At 57.0% G+C, this 13,802-nt stretch carries 13 protein-coding genes and 1 pseudogene; 7 read left to right on the top strand and 7 right to left on the bottom strand.

Going from position 1 to position 13,802, the window contains the following annotated elements; all coding sequences use genetic code 11:
• Positions 1-28: 28 nt before the first annotated feature.
• Together parE and ABLN87_RS00215 are read left to right on the top strand one after the other, a co-directional pair.
• The gene (parE, locus tag ABLN87_RS00220) at positions 29-1,987 is read left to right on the top strand and encodes a DNA topoisomerase IV subunit B (RefSeq protein ID WP_353006226.1); all 1,959 of its coding nucleotides are present in this window, start codon (positions 29-31) and stop codon (positions 1,985-1,987) included.
• 23 nt (positions 1,988-2,010) lie between these two features.
• Positions 2,011-2,787, top strand: a complete 777-nt coding sequence (locus ABLN87_RS00215; protein WP_353006224.1) for a hypothetical protein — start codon at positions 2,011-2,013, stop codon at positions 2,785-2,787.
• 109 nt (positions 2,788-2,896) lie between these two features.
• Here ABLN87_RS00215 and ABLN87_RS00210 read toward each other — a convergent pair whose 3' ends face one another.
• Positions 2,897-3,736 carry a DMT family transporter gene (locus ABLN87_RS00210; RefSeq protein ID WP_353006222.1) on the bottom strand — a complete coding sequence of 280 codons (840 nt, stop codon included), beginning with the start codon at positions 3,734-3,736 and terminating at the stop codon, positions 2,897-2,899.
• 187 nt (positions 3,737-3,923) lie between these two features.
• Between ABLN87_RS00210 and ABLN87_RS00205 the strand changes: the two are divergent.
• Positions 3,924-4,670 (top strand): annotated as a pseudogene (locus ABLN87_RS00205) (hypothetical protein); the annotation flags it as partial.
• A 7-nt stretch (positions 4,671-4,677) separates the two neighbouring features.
• Here the strand turns inward: ABLN87_RS00205 and ABLN87_RS00200 are convergent.
• Positions 4,678-5,352 (bottom strand): TIGR04283 family arsenosugar biosynthesis glycosyltransferase, encoded by a 675-nt coding sequence (locus ABLN87_RS00200; protein ID WP_353006220.1) that lies wholly within the window; start codon positions 5,350-5,352, stop codon positions 4,678-4,680.
• Positions 5,353-5,425: 73 nt separating this feature from the next.
• On the opposite strand from ABLN87_RS00200, the gene ABLN87_RS00195 reads away from it, so the two are divergent.
• Positions 5,426-6,163 carry a YgfZ/GcvT domain-containing protein gene (locus ABLN87_RS00195; protein ID WP_353006218.1) on the top strand — a complete coding sequence of 246 codons (738 nt, stop codon included), beginning with the start codon at positions 5,426-5,428 and terminating at the stop codon, positions 6,161-6,163.
• 111 nt (positions 6,164-6,274) lie between these two features.
• Positions 6,275-7,216, top strand: coding sequence for an ABC transporter transmembrane domain-containing protein (locus ABLN87_RS00190; protein ID WP_353006216.1), 942 nt, complete (start codon positions 6,275-6,277; stop codon positions 7,214-7,216).
• A 63-nt stretch (positions 7,217-7,279) separates the two neighbouring features.
• Here ABLN87_RS00190 and efp read toward each other — a convergent pair whose 3' ends face one another.
• Positions 7,280-7,843, bottom strand: coding sequence for an elongation factor P (gene efp / locus ABLN87_RS00185; RefSeq protein WP_170530793.1), 564 nt, complete (start codon positions 7,841-7,843; stop codon positions 7,280-7,282).
• A 218-nt stretch (positions 7,844-8,061) separates the two neighbouring features.
• On the opposite strand from efp, the gene ABLN87_RS00180 reads away from it, so the two are divergent.
• On the top strand, positions 8,062-8,382 hold the full coding sequence (locus ABLN87_RS00180) for a DUF6280 family protein (RefSeq protein ID WP_008757056.1): 321 nt from the start codon (positions 8,062-8,064) through the stop codon (positions 8,380-8,382).
• 64 nt (positions 8,383-8,446) lie between these two features.
• Here the strand turns inward: ABLN87_RS00180 and ABLN87_RS00175 are convergent, their stop codons facing one another.
• A complete protein-coding gene (locus ABLN87_RS00175; RefSeq protein ID WP_353006213.1) occupies positions 8,447-9,016 on the bottom strand; it encodes a cobalamin biosynthesis protein CobQ in 570 nt (189 codons plus the stop codon).
• Between the two features lie 59 nt (positions 9,017-9,075).
• Between ABLN87_RS00175 and ABLN87_RS00170 the strand changes: the two genes are divergently transcribed.
• On the top strand, positions 9,076-10,533 hold the full coding sequence (locus ABLN87_RS00170) for a cobyric acid synthase (protein WP_353006211.1): 1,458 nt from the start codon (positions 9,076-9,078) through the stop codon (positions 10,531-10,533).
• Positions 10,534-10,537: 4 nt separating this feature from the next.
• Here the strand turns inward: ABLN87_RS00170 and ABLN87_RS00165 are convergent, their stop codons facing one another.
• From ABLN87_RS00165 to ABLN87_RS00155, 3 genes are all read right to left on the bottom strand, one after another.
• Positions 10,538-11,374, bottom strand: coding sequence for a hypothetical protein (locus ABLN87_RS00165; RefSeq protein WP_353006209.1), 837 nt, complete (start codon positions 11,372-11,374; stop codon positions 10,538-10,540).
• A 74-nt stretch (positions 11,375-11,448) separates the two neighbouring features.
• Positions 11,449-12,867 (bottom strand): TolC family outer membrane protein, encoded by a 1,419-nt coding sequence (locus tag ABLN87_RS00160; RefSeq protein ID WP_353006207.1) that lies wholly within the window; start codon positions 12,865-12,867, stop codon positions 11,449-11,451.
• Between the two features lie 95 nt (positions 12,868-12,962).
• Positions 12,963-13,616, bottom strand: coding sequence for a protein-L-isoaspartate O-methyltransferase family protein (locus tag ABLN87_RS00155; protein WP_353006205.1), 654 nt, complete (start codon positions 13,614-13,616; stop codon positions 12,963-12,965).
• Positions 13,617-13,802 lie beyond the last annotated feature (186 nt).

The following is a 13,802-nucleotide window of genomic DNA, read 5'->3' as shown; positions in this document are numbered from 1 at the left end:
GGGAAACCCAAGAATAAGAGCAGCACCCATGCCCGACGATCTGTTGACGCCCGACGCAACCACCACCTATGACGCCTCCTCGATCGAGGTGCTGGAAGGGCTGGAACCTGTTCGCAAACGCCCCGGCATGTATATCGGCGGGACCGATGAGCGCGCGTTGCACCATATGGTGGCTGAAATCCTCGACAATTCGATGGACGAAGCGGTCGCGGGCCATGCCAACCGGATCGAGGTCGAACTGCACGCCGATTACGCCCTGACCGTGCGCGACAACGGGCGCGGCATTCCGATCGATCCGCACCCGAAATTCCCCGACAAATCGGCGCTTGAGGTTATCCTGTGTACCCTGCACGCGGGGGGCAAGTTCTCGGGCAAGGCCTATCAGACCTCGGGCGGTCTGCATGGTGTTGGCGCGTCCGTGGTGAACGCGCTGTCGGATTCGATGGTCGTGCAGGTGGCGCGGGACAAGACGCTGTTTGAACAACGCTTCTCACGCGGCGTCCCGCAGGGCCCGGTTGAAAAGGTCGGCGCGGCCCCCAACCGGCGCGGCACCACCGTGACCTTCCATGCCGATGCCGACATCTTTGGCCACCACAAGTTCAAACCGGCACGCCTGTTCAAATCCATCCGCTCCAAGGCCTACCTGTTCTCCGGCGTGGAAATCCGTTGGAAATCCGCCATCGATGACGGGGAAACGCCCACCGAAGCCACGTTCCACTTCCCCGGCGGCCTATCCGACTACCTCAAGGAAACGATGAACGGCTCGTCCACCTATGCCGAGCAGCCCTTTGCGGGCACCGTGGACTTTCAGGAAAAATTCGGCACCCCCGGCAAGGTCGAATGGGCGATCAACTGGACACCGTCGCGCGATGGGTTCATCCAGTCCTACTGTAACACCGTGCCAACGCCTGAGGGTGGCACCCATGTTGCGGGGTTCTGGGCGGCGGTCCTCAAGGGGATCAAAGCCTATGGTGAGCTGATCAACAACAAGAAGGCAGGACAGATCACGCGCGACGATCTGATCACCGGCGGCTGCGCGCTGGTCTCCTGCTTCATCTCCGAACCGGAATTTGTGGGCCAAACCAAGGATCGCCTTGCCACGGTCGAGGCACAGCGACTGGTCGAAAACTCTGTCCGCGACCATTTTGACAACTGGCTGGCCGCGGACACGAAATCCGCCGGCGCGATCCTGGATTTCCTCATCCTGAGGGCTGAGGAACGCCTGCGCCGACGGGCCGAGAAGGAAACACAACGCAAGTCCGCCACTAAGAAACTTCGTCTCCCCGGCAAGTTGGTGGACTGTAGTAGTTCAACACGCGACGGAACGGAATTATTCATCGTCGAGGGCGATTCTGCGGGCGGATCTGCAAAAATGGGTCGCGACCGAAAAACGCAGGCCCTTTTGCCCCTGCGCGGTAAGATCCTGAACGTGCTGGGCGCGGCCAGTTCGAAACTGGGCACCAATGCCGAGATCAACGACCTGACGCAGGCACTGGGTGTGGGTCTTGGCACCAAGTTCAACGTCGACGACCTGCGCTATGACAAGATCATCATCATGACCGACGCGGACGTGGACGGGGCGCATATCGCCTCGCTGCTGATGACGTTCTTCTTCACCCAGATGCGGCCCATGATCGACGCGGGCCACCTGTATTTGGCGTGCCCGCCCCTTTACCGCCTGACCCAAGGCGCCAAACGCGTCTATTGTCTGGACGAGGCTGAGCGTGACGAATGGCTTGAGAAAGGTCTGGGCGGAAAGGGCAAGATCGACGTCTCGCGCTTCAAGGGTCTGGGCGAGATGGACGCCAAGGACCTGAAAGAGACCACGATGGACCCGGCCTCGCGCAAACTGATCCGCGTCACGATTGATGAGGACGAACCCGGCGAGACCGGCGATCTGGTCGAGCGCCTGATGGGCAAAAAACCCGAACTGCGGTTCCAATACATTCAGGAGAACGCGCGGTTTGTGGAGGAGTTGGATGTTTGAGGTAAGGAATATTTATGTACGTCATGTACGCCGACGAAGCTGATCAAGACGGCAGCAAAGAATTTCTAATTTACGCCAGTGTTTTCTTTCCATCTGATCAACTGCTTAAAATCCACAAAGGCATGATTGCTATACGTAGGAAGTATGGTTTTAAGCCAAACGACAAACTAAAATTCTCCCCCGGCGGGATATCCAAGGATGTTACCCGACAAGCGCACACTGACGCTAAAAACGCGGTTCTAAAACTCGCTGCGAAGCATCACTGCAAAGCTTGCTGTTACATTACTCCACATGCGATTGCTAAAGGTCAGCCTCACGACAAACGTCTGAAGTTTGGAATAAACACGCTCTTAATGAAGTTTGATCAGTTCCTGCGCGAGAACGGAAACGCTCCTGGTGTTGTCAAGTTTGATCGCACAACTGACTTCAAGCAGGAGCAGTATTTTAAGGAAGTTTTCGAAACCGGCATCGTATTTCAACAGAGCCAAAAAAACCATCAACTCGGTAACATCGTATCAATAGACAACACTCTAAACGGCACCTCTCACCTTGCCTCATTAACTGACATCGTAGTTGGTTCATTTAGATTTGTAATAAACGAACCGAATAAAGACCTTGCGGGCGTTAAGCTATTACAATCATTAAGTAATATTCTTTGGGGCATCAAAGATGAAAAGGGTGTTCTGTTAATTCGAGAGCGTGGTTTTTGTATTAGGCCCAAAAACATTGCGGTTGCCAACTATGAAGCAGACATAAGTGCATTGACAGCACGCCTGAACGAATATGCGTCTAGAAAATAGCCCGTTATCGGGGCGGGTGGGGCGCGTGCTTGATGCTCTGCGTCAAGCATAGGGAGGATAGCGCGGGACGTCTCCCCACCCTTTAGGCCGAGCTTCAGCCCGGCGTTCATCAGACTGCCAGCCCGATCAGCGCAACGCCTCCGGCCATCAGCACCGCCGCGCCCAATCGGCGCATCCAGTTGCCCTCGTGCAAAAACACAAACCCGATCAGCGCCGCGAAGATCACCGAGGTTTCGCGCAAGGCCGACACGGCCCCCAAAGGCGCGAAGTTCTTAGCATAGAGCACCAGACCATAGGCCGTCATTGACACCAACCCGCCTAGGATGCCGATCATCCAGACCTTGGCGGGCAGCGCCGCCAAAGTGTCCCGCTTGCGCACCCCCACAAACCCCGCGATGAACAGGTGCAGGAACGCGCCCCAGGCCCAGTAGCTGAGCGTATTGCCCGACAGTCGCACGCCGATCCCGTCGACCACCGAATAGATCGAGATGCAGAACCCCGTGCCCAGCGCAAAGCCCAGCGCGCTGCGCCCGACGCCGGATCGCAGGGCGCTCCAGCTACTCAGCTGGATGCCCAGCGCGATCAGGGCGATCCCACCCCAGGCTTGCAGGGGCAGGACCTCACCCACCAACACCATGGCCCAGAGCGAAACCAGCGCAGGCACGATGCCGCGTGCGATAGGGTAAACAACGCTCAGGTCGCCGTGCTGATAGGCTTTGCCCAGCATGAAATAGTAGCCAAAATGCACAACGGTCGAGAGCGCGATGTAGACGAAGCTTTCGGCACTGGGCAGCGGTAGCAACAGGATCATAACCGAGGCCGGGATCACATGCCCAAATGCCACAAGGCCCAACGTCGTCGTCCGGTCTACGGCCGTTTTGACTATGGCATTCCAGACCGCATGCAGCAAAGCCGCCGTAAGAATGATGAGGATGACGAACAGGGTCACGCTTGTGCCTTCCGCGCTGTGTCTTGGCCCTGATTGGGTCAACTACGCAGGTTGCACAGGAGGCGTTCAATCTCAATCCGGAATTCGATCCCTTTTGGTTTTGTATGTGTACTTACCTTTCGCATCTTCGAAACAACTGCGCGTGATCCCGGTTGCATGGAACAGTGCAGCGCCTAAACTTGGGGTCATGAACTTCGTGGCCGAGAACCAATTACCACTTCTGATCCTGTTCTTTGTGCTGGGGTTGGTCGGAACCGGATTTCTGTTCCGAAAACCCGCAGGTCACCGGGCGTGGAAACTGGCTGATCTGGTCTGGGTCGTGCTGGGCGGCATCGGTGCGTTGGTCGCTGTTCTGGCGGGTCTTTATACGGCCGATAGCTCTCGGCTGGATCGACAGATTGATGTGGCCTATGCGGCCTCGTCGGCCTTTGACCGCGACGCCGCACGTTTCAGGTTGCGGTTCTGTGATCCCGCTTATGACCCCGACACGGGCGTTTTGTGCGAAAAGGTCGAGTTTCTGTCGGCTTCCACCGCCAGCAATGCCGATCTGCCGTTGTTCATCGAGGTCACAAATGAGGTCGCTCCGCTGCAAGGGCTACATTTCCTGTTTGGACGGCAAGAGAAGGATGAGATGGAGCAGATGTCAGCCAAGGCGGATGCTTTCAACATCGATCAATTCCTGGTTTTCACCTCACTAGACGACGACACGCAGACCGCCATTGACAACATGCGCCGCAAAGTGCCTGCGATTGCAGGAGACTACCTGATCCTCGCCCAGAGCTATGATGATCTGATCGAGCAGGTCGCCAAGCTCAAGGACGAGTGGGAGTATTTGCAGTCCAACGCGCATATTCTGGTGCTCCAGATCGTTGCGTTATGTCTGGTCAGCTTTGCCGCGCCATTCAGGCTGGGCAAGTCAATTGTCGAACTGCGCACTTCATTTAGCGCCGATACTCCTGGGCAAGATGTTCCGGATCAGCCCCGAGAAGATAGCGCATCAGGGTCCACAGGTTCCGAGCCCCCCGTCGCAGCCAGCCCGACCGTTCATACCGCTCCGCACTCGTGACGGCGCGCGCCTGCAGCAGCGCGATCCGAGGCAGCGCGCACGCAAGGGCCACGTCCTCCATCAATGGCTGATCCTTGTAGCCCCCGGCACTCAGATAGACATCGCGCGGAACCAACAAACCCTGATCACCATAAGGCAAGCTGAACAAGCCGCTGCGTAGGTTGGCCCAACCGGCGACCCAGCGCGGGGCCAATCCCTTGGCGCGAAATGACAGCCGAAACGCCGCAGGGGATTGCAAAGCCAGATGGTCCGCCACGGGTTTCGTCCAACCTGGTTCCAGCACAGTATCGGCGTGTAGGATCAGCACCCAATCACCCCTGGCCAGGGCACAGCCACGCCGTAACTGTCCCCCGCGCGAGGCGGACCCGTCGACCAGCTCTGCCCCGGCTTCTTCAGCGATCTTCGGTGTCAGATCGGTCGAGCCACCATCGCTGATGATCAGTTCACGGATCAAGCCTGCATGCAGCCCCTCCATCAGGGCCTGCAAACAGGCGGGCAGCGTGGCTTCCGCATTCAATGTTGGGATCACGATGCTGATCGGCGCGGGCACAGCTGATAACCTCTGGTCTTGGCAGCAGAACTTCCTATATCACGAGGCCAGAGCAAATGACGAGGACCCTGCAATGCCCAATCGCCGCATCCTGCGCCTGACCGGCTCGGACACCGAGAGTTTTTTGCAGGACCTGATCACCAACGATATTGGCGGACTGGAGGCCGGGCTGGTCTATGCGGCACTACTGAACCCTCAAGGTAAATATCTGGCCGATTTCTTTCTGAAACGGGACGGCGAAACCGTGCTATTGGATGTGGCCGAGGCGCTAGGGGACGGGCTGACAAAACGGCTGGGCATGTACAAATTGCGCGCAGATGTGGCGATTGAACCCGCGGGCCTGAACCTCCAGCGTGGCACGGGGCCTGCGCCCGAAGGTGCCCTCCCCGATCCGCGCCATGCGGACATGGGCTGGCGCGCCTATACCGATAGACCCGAAGGTGATGACGGGACCAACTGGGATGCCATCCGTGTGCGTCATTGTATTCCCGAAAGCGGGATAGAATTGCATCAGGACAGCTACATCCTTGAGTCGCGTTTCGAAGACCTGAACGGCGTGGATTTCAAAAAAGGCTGCTATGTCGGGCAGGAAGTTACCGCCCGGATGAAACACAAGACCGAGCTGCGCAAAGGACTGTGCCGGGTTCAGGTTGAAGGCAGCGCGCCAGCAGGAACCGAGATCAAAGTTGACGGGAAACCGGCGGGGACTCTGTTCACACAATCCGGGGCACATGGGATCGCCCATCTGCGCTTTGATCGCGCCAAGGGCGAAATGCGTGCCGAGGACGCAGTGATCACACGCGCCGACTAGATCCCCGCTGTTGCCGATCCGTTACGGCTTGAAAACGGCCCGCCGAGGACAGGTTTGATCTGCTGTCCTGCACTGCCAAACTGAGGTCGCCGAAACCATCCGGGTGCCGTCATGCTAAAGCTCTACACCGCAATCTGGCGCGCCAGCGCCGGACGGCAGATTTTTCTAATCGTACTGTCACTGGCTGTTGCTGCACTGGCCGCGGTTCCACTTGAGTTTCAGCGTGACATCATCAACCACCTGACCTCGACCAATGTGGGGATCGAACGGCTGGTTCTCTTGGGCCTTGGGATGATGGGTGTCATCCTTCTGAGCCTCGCGCTGAAATGGGTCTTGGGGTACCGTGCCGGGACCCTGGGTGAGGACCTGATCCGCCTGATCCGCCAGCGCCTTCTGTGGCGATCGACCGATTTGAATGCGTCAGGTGAAACCGTCCGCAAGGGTGCAATGAGCACCGCGATATCGGCCGAGGCCGAGGAACTCGGGAAATTTGCAGGTGGTGCGTTCTCGGATCCGGTGGTGCAGATCGGCACCCTGATCAGCGTGATCGGCTATATCTCCTCTACCCAACCGGGGCTTGGAATGATTGCGTTTTCGATGATCGTGCCACAAATCGTTATCGTCTTGATGTCGCAACGAAAAGTGAACGTCTTTGTCGCTGAACGTGTCCGTGTTCTGCGACAGGCCACTGACACTCTGACCACTGATGATTTGAAAGCGGCCGAACACGATATCAACGCGATGTTTGACGATATATATGAAACGCGGCGGCGAATGTTTCTTTGGAAACTGTCAGCCAAATTTCTCCTGAGCGTCATCAACGGTGCAGGTACTGTCGGCGTTCTGATGTTGGGCGGCTGGTTGGTGCTTCAAGGCCGAACCGATGTGGGCACCGTGGTGGCCGCCACCAGTGGGCTCAGCCGAATTCAGGGGCCAACGTCATTCCTGATCGCCTTCTACCGGCAAGTTAGTGCGAACCGTATCAAGTATGAGCTGATGCTTGAGTTATTCGGCCCTGACCCGTCGCGCTATCGTCGGATGCACAAACCATAAGAAAAGACCGCGCAGCGGGTGCTTGCACGGTCTTTTGAAATCTATGGAACGCTTGATGCAGTGTTACGCGCGTTCGGAGTATTCCATGGTCTCGGTGTTGACGATGATCATCTCATCCTGCCCGATAAAGGGCGGCACCATGACCTTGACACCATTGTCTAAAATCGCCGGTTTGAACGAGTTCGCAGCGGTCTGACCTTTGACCACGGGCTCGGTCTCGACAATCTTGCAAGTCACCTTTTGAGGCAGCGTCGCGTTCAACGCCTCGCTTTCATAAAATTCGACAACAATTGTCATGCCGTCCTGCAGAAACGGACGCCGTTCGCCCAGCAGGTCAGCTGGCAGTTCGATCTGTTCATATGTCTCAGCATCCATGAACACCAGCATGCCATCGGACTCGTACAGGAACTGCTGATCCTTCTGCTCAAGGCGCACGCGTTCGACTTTATCCGCAGAACGGAACCGTTCGTTCAGCTTGGATCCGTTGCGCAAATTGCGCAGCTCGACCTGAGCAAAAGCGCCGCCTTTACCGGGCTTTACGTGATCCACTTTTACAGCTGCCCACAGCCCGTCGTTATGCTCAAGCACATTGCCGGGGCGAATTTCGTTCCCATTTATCTTGGGCATTACATATTTCCTTCACAAACGGTTGATGCGTCAGTTGCCGTCCCTATATCTGGCAGGGCCAACCCTGACAAGACAACGACACTTAGTGCTGCACCTGCAGCAAGCTATGCACATGACGCAACGCAACTATGCATTTTAGCTGTATCCGAATCGCAGCTAATAGGTCATAAGGACCGTCACGCCGAAAATGCAAGAGCAAGAACAACAAGGAAGACGAGATGAGAGATTTCGTTGACGGCACTGCCTTTAACAATGAGCAAGGCAATCGTGCTCGCAAACTTTTTGCAGCCGTTGTGTTGGCTGCGCTTGATGATGCTATCGCCGACGACAAGAAATACGGCAATGGCCCCGAACAGATCGCCCGCTGGGCCCGTTCGCGTGATGGGCGCGAAGTTCTATCCTGTGCCGGTATCGACCCCAACGAGCGGGTTGTCGGTGGCTTGATGGAGTTCGTCGGTCGTGGCGTGCGCACCTCGGTAGCACTGTCGCGCGAAGAAAGTGAGCGTCGCAACGCCGCTCAGCAGGCCGAAGCAGCCTGAACCTGCAAATTGCCGGTTTGAAAAAACGCGCCCCTGTCACCGGGGCGCGTTTTTCTTTGTGTGGTCAGAAAAACCGCAACCATTGCCCAGCAGTCCAGAATTCAGCACCCAGCAAAACAGTAAAAAATACCTTGGTCGTGATCGAAAGGCCCCGTCGCCACAAAACCGCGTAGGCGGCTGCGCAGATCAGGGTCGAGATAGGCACAACCCAGAATGCGTGGTGCGTACTGTCCCAATAACTGACTGGGCTGTGAAAGACCCAGTCGCTGAGAGGCCAGAATTGCGGACGCCCATCGCCAGCGTGAAGCAGGAAATCTGTTGCCAGATGCAGCAATCCAGCAGAAGCTATCACAATCAGAAATGACCAGCCTCGCCACACGCCCAGTATCAAAGCCAGCCCCCAAAGAATAAACGAATTGTCGATCGCAAAGATCGTCTGCCAGGTGGATGAGAAATAAAGCTCATCAAAGACGACATTTGGCGGGATACCCAGAACATAGAGCGATGTACCCGCCATCAGATAAAGGGACATATCCGGCAGCAACGACCCCAGCAAGGCGGCCCCCAGAATGCGCCCATGTGCGGGCCGAGCAAAAACGGCGGCGCCGATCAAAAGATGCGCGGGCGTGTTCATCCAGGGCTTTCCCTTCGGCGTCAAATCAGGTCATCTGCACGTCAGCATAGGAGACGACTATGGTTCGTGCCATCATGATTCAGGGGACCGGCAGCAATGTCGGAAAATCGGTTCTCGTGGCCGGGCTGGCGCGCGCTTATACGCGGCGTGGGTTGAGAGTTGCTCCGTTCAAACCGCAGAACATGTCGAACAATGCTGCGGTGACCGAGAACGGGGGTGAGATCGGACGGGCGCAGGCACTGCAAGCGCGGGCTGCAAAACGTGCCACGCATACGGATATGAACCCGATCCTGCTGAAACCCGAAACCGACACCGGTGCTCAGATCATCGTGCAGGGACAGCGCGCTGGAACCATGAAGGCCGGGGACTATCGCAAGGACAAATCCAAGTTGCTGGGCGCCGCGTTGGAGAGTTTTGACCGGCTGTGCGGGGATGCTGATCTGGTCCTGATCGAAGGGGCCGGCAGCCCCGCCGAGACCAACCTGCGCGCGGGCGACATCGCCAATATGGGCTTTGCCTGCGCGGCGGGTGTTCCTGTGGTTTTGGTCGGTGACATCCACCGGGGTGGCGTGATCGCGCAGATCGTTGGTACCCAGGCCGTACTTGATGACGGCGATCTGGCGATGATCAAAGGATTTGCCGTGAACAGGTTCAAGGGCGATGTGTCTCTTTTTGATGAAGGGCGCGATGACATTGCGGAACGCACCGGTTGGCCCTGTTTGGGCGTTGTCCCGTGGTTTCACGATGCGTGGAAACTGCCCGCCGAAGACATGATGGACATTCGATCCCATACCGGCGGCGCCTGTAAGGTTGTGGTTCCTCAACTTGAGAGGATGGCCAATTTCGACGATCTGGACCCGTTATGCGCAGAACCCGGCGTGAGCGTCGAGATCATACCCGCAGGCCGCCCCCTGCCCGGCGATGCCGACCTTGTATTGCTGCCCGGCAGCAAATCCACCATCGGCGATCTGACCTATTTCAGGGCTCAGGGGTGGGATATCGACCTGCTGGCGCATGTCCGTCGTGGCGGACATGTTCTGGGCCTGTGTGGCGGCTATCAGATGTTGGGCAAAACCATCGCCGACCCTGATGGCGTAGACGGTCACCCGGGTACCGTAGAAGGGCTTGGCCTGCTGGATGTTGACACAGTGATGGCGGGCAAGAAGCATGTGACGCTGACCGAAGCAGTAGCCCTGCCCAACCGCGCGCCTGTCAGCGGGTATGAAATTCACATGGGTCGTACCGAAGGCCCGGATTGCGCGCGTGCCTGGCTGGAAGTCGCCGGCCGGCCTGAAGGAGCCGCCAGCGCAAACGGTCTTATTCTGGGCAGCTACCTGCACGGCATATTCTCATCCGATGCGTTCCGCGCCCAATATCTGGCAACATTGGGTGTGAAATCTGAGAGTGCGTATGAGGACGGGGTTGAGCAAACGCTTGATGCGCTGGCCGATCATCTGGAACAGACTATGGATTTAGACCAGTTGCTGGAAATGGCGCAGGCGCCAAAGCGCGCCTGAGCGGCTATTCCAGTTCCTGCGCAGCCAATGCGCGATAAATCTCGCGCCGCACCATTTTGCGGACATTGCGCGTGATCCGTTCGCCCAACGCGCCTTTCAGCTCTTCCCGAACAACCTCGGCGATCATTGAACGCAACGCTTCTTCGTCAACTGACAGTTCCCGAAGCAGCGCAGTCTCCTGTTCCGCAGACTCGGTCACGGGCTCAGCCTCGGCAGAGCGGATAAATGTGGCGGGCTGCGCCTCATCACTTTCTAACTCTTCTTGTCGAGGCGTTTCGACAACTGGTTCTTCTTCGTCGGAAACAACTTGATCGCTCTCGGGCTGCGCATCTTCTGGCTGTTCTTCAAGCGAGGCTTGCCCATCACTTTCAGCAAATGCCGTACCCGTATCCCAGGACAGGCTTTGATTCGGTGTACCTGAATAGGCATCATCGCTGTCACCGTCAGGCTCCCACTGATCTTCAGTACGGGCAATGGCAGCTTCCAGCGCTTCAATCTTGGCACTCAGGCTGAGTGTCGGGTCGTCCGACTGCTCATCCATCGCCACTTCGCTGGGGGCCTCCTGATCGGCGCCCGCATCATCTCGCACAATATCGCACGCGCGCAGCAGCATTGGTTTCGCCGAAACTTCGGCACTGTATTCGGGTTCCAGTTTCAGCGGGCCGGTTTCAGCCGCAGCGGGTTTTGAGATGCGCAACGCATCCGTCAACACCAAACGACCGGGTTTGCGCGCCTTGGCGCTTTGATCAGCCCCCTTGCCCGCTTTACCTTCCTCACTGACCAGACGTTTGACCGAAGACAAAACGTCTTCGATCCCGGCTTTTACGACATTATCCGCCATTTTTCTCTACCGCTCTATCCTCAGGGTAGAGTGTAGCCAATCCTATCAAAGCGAACAACAGATAGTATTGCCCGTCAGTCCCGGCGCAACGCTTTTAGCACGCGATCCAGATCCTTACTCTGTTTGCTGACCTGGGCCGGCGCTTTTTTGACCAGATTGTAATAGAGAGTCGGGTCGTAGATCTGCACGGCCAGTCCCAGACGCTCGGCCGTCAGCAGGCCTTGAGCCTGCAGCAGCTGATAAGCCGCCAGCGAACGCTCGGTCCGCGACGCGATCTCAGCCAGTTGCGCATCCAGCAAATCCTGCTGGGCCGTCAGCACATCCAATGTGGTTCGTGCACCCAGTGTAGCCTCTTCCCGAATCCCGTCAAAGGCTACCTGTGAGGCTCGAACGCGTTCGGTTGACGCCGTCAGACTGGCTGTCGCGGTTTCAAACCGGACATAGGCATCCGTCACGCCCTGCGTGATATCTTTTTGCACATTCAAAAGGTTCGCCCGCGACGCATCGCGTGTGGCCATGGCACGACGAACACTCGCCGCCAGTCGACCACCAGCATAAATTGGTTGGCTCAAGCTAAGAGCAACACCTGCAGTATTTTGATAATCGTCATCATCAAAGTCTTCTCTCACACCAACGTCAGCGCTCAAACTGACATTAGGACCGAGATTCGCGCGCTGCTGCTGAACGATAAGATCCAAAGCTCGCACCTGGTGCTGTGCGGACAGGATTGAAGGGTGGTTGCGCAATGCCAGATTGATTGCTTCAGATTGAGAGCGCGGCAGGTTCGGAAGGCTGGGCTGCCCTGATGTGCGCCCCGGTCGCTTTCCGACAGCATTGACATATTCTGCTTGGGCAGTGCTTAGATCACCCTGCGCATCCGCAAGATCCGCACGTGAACTTGCCAGCTGAGATTCAGACAACGCCACATCGGTCCGGGTGACTTCACCTACTTCGAAACGGTCATTCGAAGCACGCAGCTCTTCGCTGGACAGATCGACGTTATTCTGGCGGATCTGAACGGTTTCTTCCTGAAGCAACACGCCTAGGTATGCCGTTGCGGCGCGGAACAAGACCTGCTGTTCAATATCAATTAGAGACTGCCGGGTGGACAGGACGGTCTCCTGCGCTGACTGCTTGCCCAACACAGATGCCCCGCCATCATACAAAAGCTGGCTAAGCGTCAATCCGGAAAAGAAACGCGCCGGATTGGCCGTTGCAACAGACGCACCGGTTCGCGTCCTCGAGTAGTCCTGGCTTATATTCACTGTCCAGTTGATAATGGGGCGCAGAGCAGCCAGCGCAATCGCCACGTCTTCGTCCGCAGCCCGCAGCAATGCACGATTTTGCTCCAACAATCCGCTGGTGTTGTAGGCCCCGATAAACGCATCTGTAAGGTTATCAGCCCATGCCTGACGCAGCGGCATAACGCTTAAGGCCAGTCCTGCGGTCAATGCACACGCTCTGACCAGTTTGCCAGTCGCCGTCCTACGCATCACCAAATCCTCTCAACTCAAAAAATTTCTGCCCTGTCGGCAATTTGCGCCGTCATTTTCAACTAATCAAGGTGGCAGAACAAACTACCTTTGGACTATAGCGAAAATGCACTCTGATGGGAAAAGCTATCAAGTACCGGAGCACTGGCATTGAACGCATCGCGCCAACTGACGCGCCCACCCGCCTTGCGCCCGATGCGAACGACACCCAATCCGTCCTCAACAAACAGGCACGCAATGCGACCGCTATCCTTCAATTGATCCAGAAGAGCATCGGGAACCTGCTGCACCCCGCCTTGGATCATGATCACGTCATAAGGCCCGTGTTCTTCCGCGCCCTGCTCAAGCGGACCAACGTGAACCACGGCATTGTCAGCGGCGACTTCGGTCAGAGCGGTTTGTGCCTCACCCGCAAGCGCTTCGTCGCTTTCCACGGCAACAACCAGTTCCGCCATACGCGCGGCCACCGCTGTCGAGTACCCCAGCGCCGGCGCAATATCGAGCACGACCTCGTCATTACAAATGTTCAACGCATCCAACATCTTGGCCAGGGTCCGCGGCTCTAACAAACTACGCCCATTCCCCAGATTGATTACGTCTTCGACATAGGCGGCTTCGCGCTGCGAGTCCGGCACAAAATCCTCGCGCGGCACCGAGAGCATGGCATCAATGATAGGGAATTTCGTCACATCCGAAGGTCGCACCTGAGTATCAACCATTATGCGGCGTCGCGTTGCGAAATCTGTCATGTGATCTCTCGTCTGAAGTCTCAAGCCTGTTCGGCTTTTGCCACATCCCTTGGTCACCGGCAACGCCTCTATTGCCGCAATCCTCCATCTTCAACGATTGGGCTGAGTATGAAATCGCGGTATTTCGCACTTTGGTCCGGAAATTTCACGACTGTCCTCTGGACGCCCTGTCGCAAAGCTGCTAGA

The sequence above is a fragment of the Ruegeria sp. SCP10 genome, from assembly GCF_040329495.1.
Taxonomy (GTDB): Bacteria; Pseudomonadota; Alphaproteobacteria; order Rhodobacterales; family Rhodobacteraceae; genus Ruegeria.
This window is presented reverse-complemented; position numbering and strand designations above follow the sequence as displayed.

Bases quoted from the DNA above. Each gene is read 5' to 3' on its own strand.
- ABLN87_RS00155 (WP_353006205.1), bottom strand. From the start codon at position 13,616: ATGACAGATTTCGCAACGCGACGCCGCATAATGGTTGATACTCAGGTG.
- ABLN87_RS00190 (WP_353006216.1), top strand. From the start codon at position 6,275: ATGCTAAAGCTCTACACCGCAATCTGGCGCGCCAGCGCCGGACGGCAG.
- ABLN87_RS00195 (WP_353006218.1), top strand. From the start codon at position 5,426: ATGCCCAATCGCCGCATCCTGCGCCTGACCGGCTCGGACACCGAGAGT.
- parE (WP_353006226.1), top strand. From the start codon at position 29: ATGCCCGACGATCTGTTGACGCCCGACGCAACCACCACCTATGACGCC.
- ABLN87_RS00175 (WP_353006213.1), bottom strand. From the start codon at position 9,016: ATGAACACGCCCGCGCATCTTTTGATCGGCGCCGCCGTTTTTGCTCGG.
- ABLN87_RS00170 (WP_353006211.1), top strand. From the start codon at position 9,076: ATGGTTCGTGCCATCATGATTCAGGGGACCGGCAGCAATGTCGGAAAA.
- ABLN87_RS00160 (WP_353006207.1), bottom strand. From the start codon at position 12,867: ATGCGTAGGACGGCGACTGGCAAACTGGTCAGAGCGTGTGCATTGACC.
- ABLN87_RS00215 (WP_353006224.1), top strand. From the start codon at position 2,011: ATGTACGCCGACGAAGCTGATCAAGACGGCAGCAAAGAATTTCTAATT.
- ABLN87_RS00180 (WP_008757056.1), top strand. From the start codon at position 8,062: ATGAGAGATTTCGTTGACGGCACTGCCTTTAACAATGAGCAAGGCAAT.
- ABLN87_RS00165 (WP_353006209.1), bottom strand. From the start codon at position 11,374: ATGGCGGATAATGTCGTAAAAGCCGGGATCGAAGACGTTTTGTCTTCG.
- efp (WP_170530793.1), bottom strand. From the start codon at position 7,843: ATGCCCAAGATAAATGGGAACGAAATTCGCCCCGGCAATGTGCTTGAG.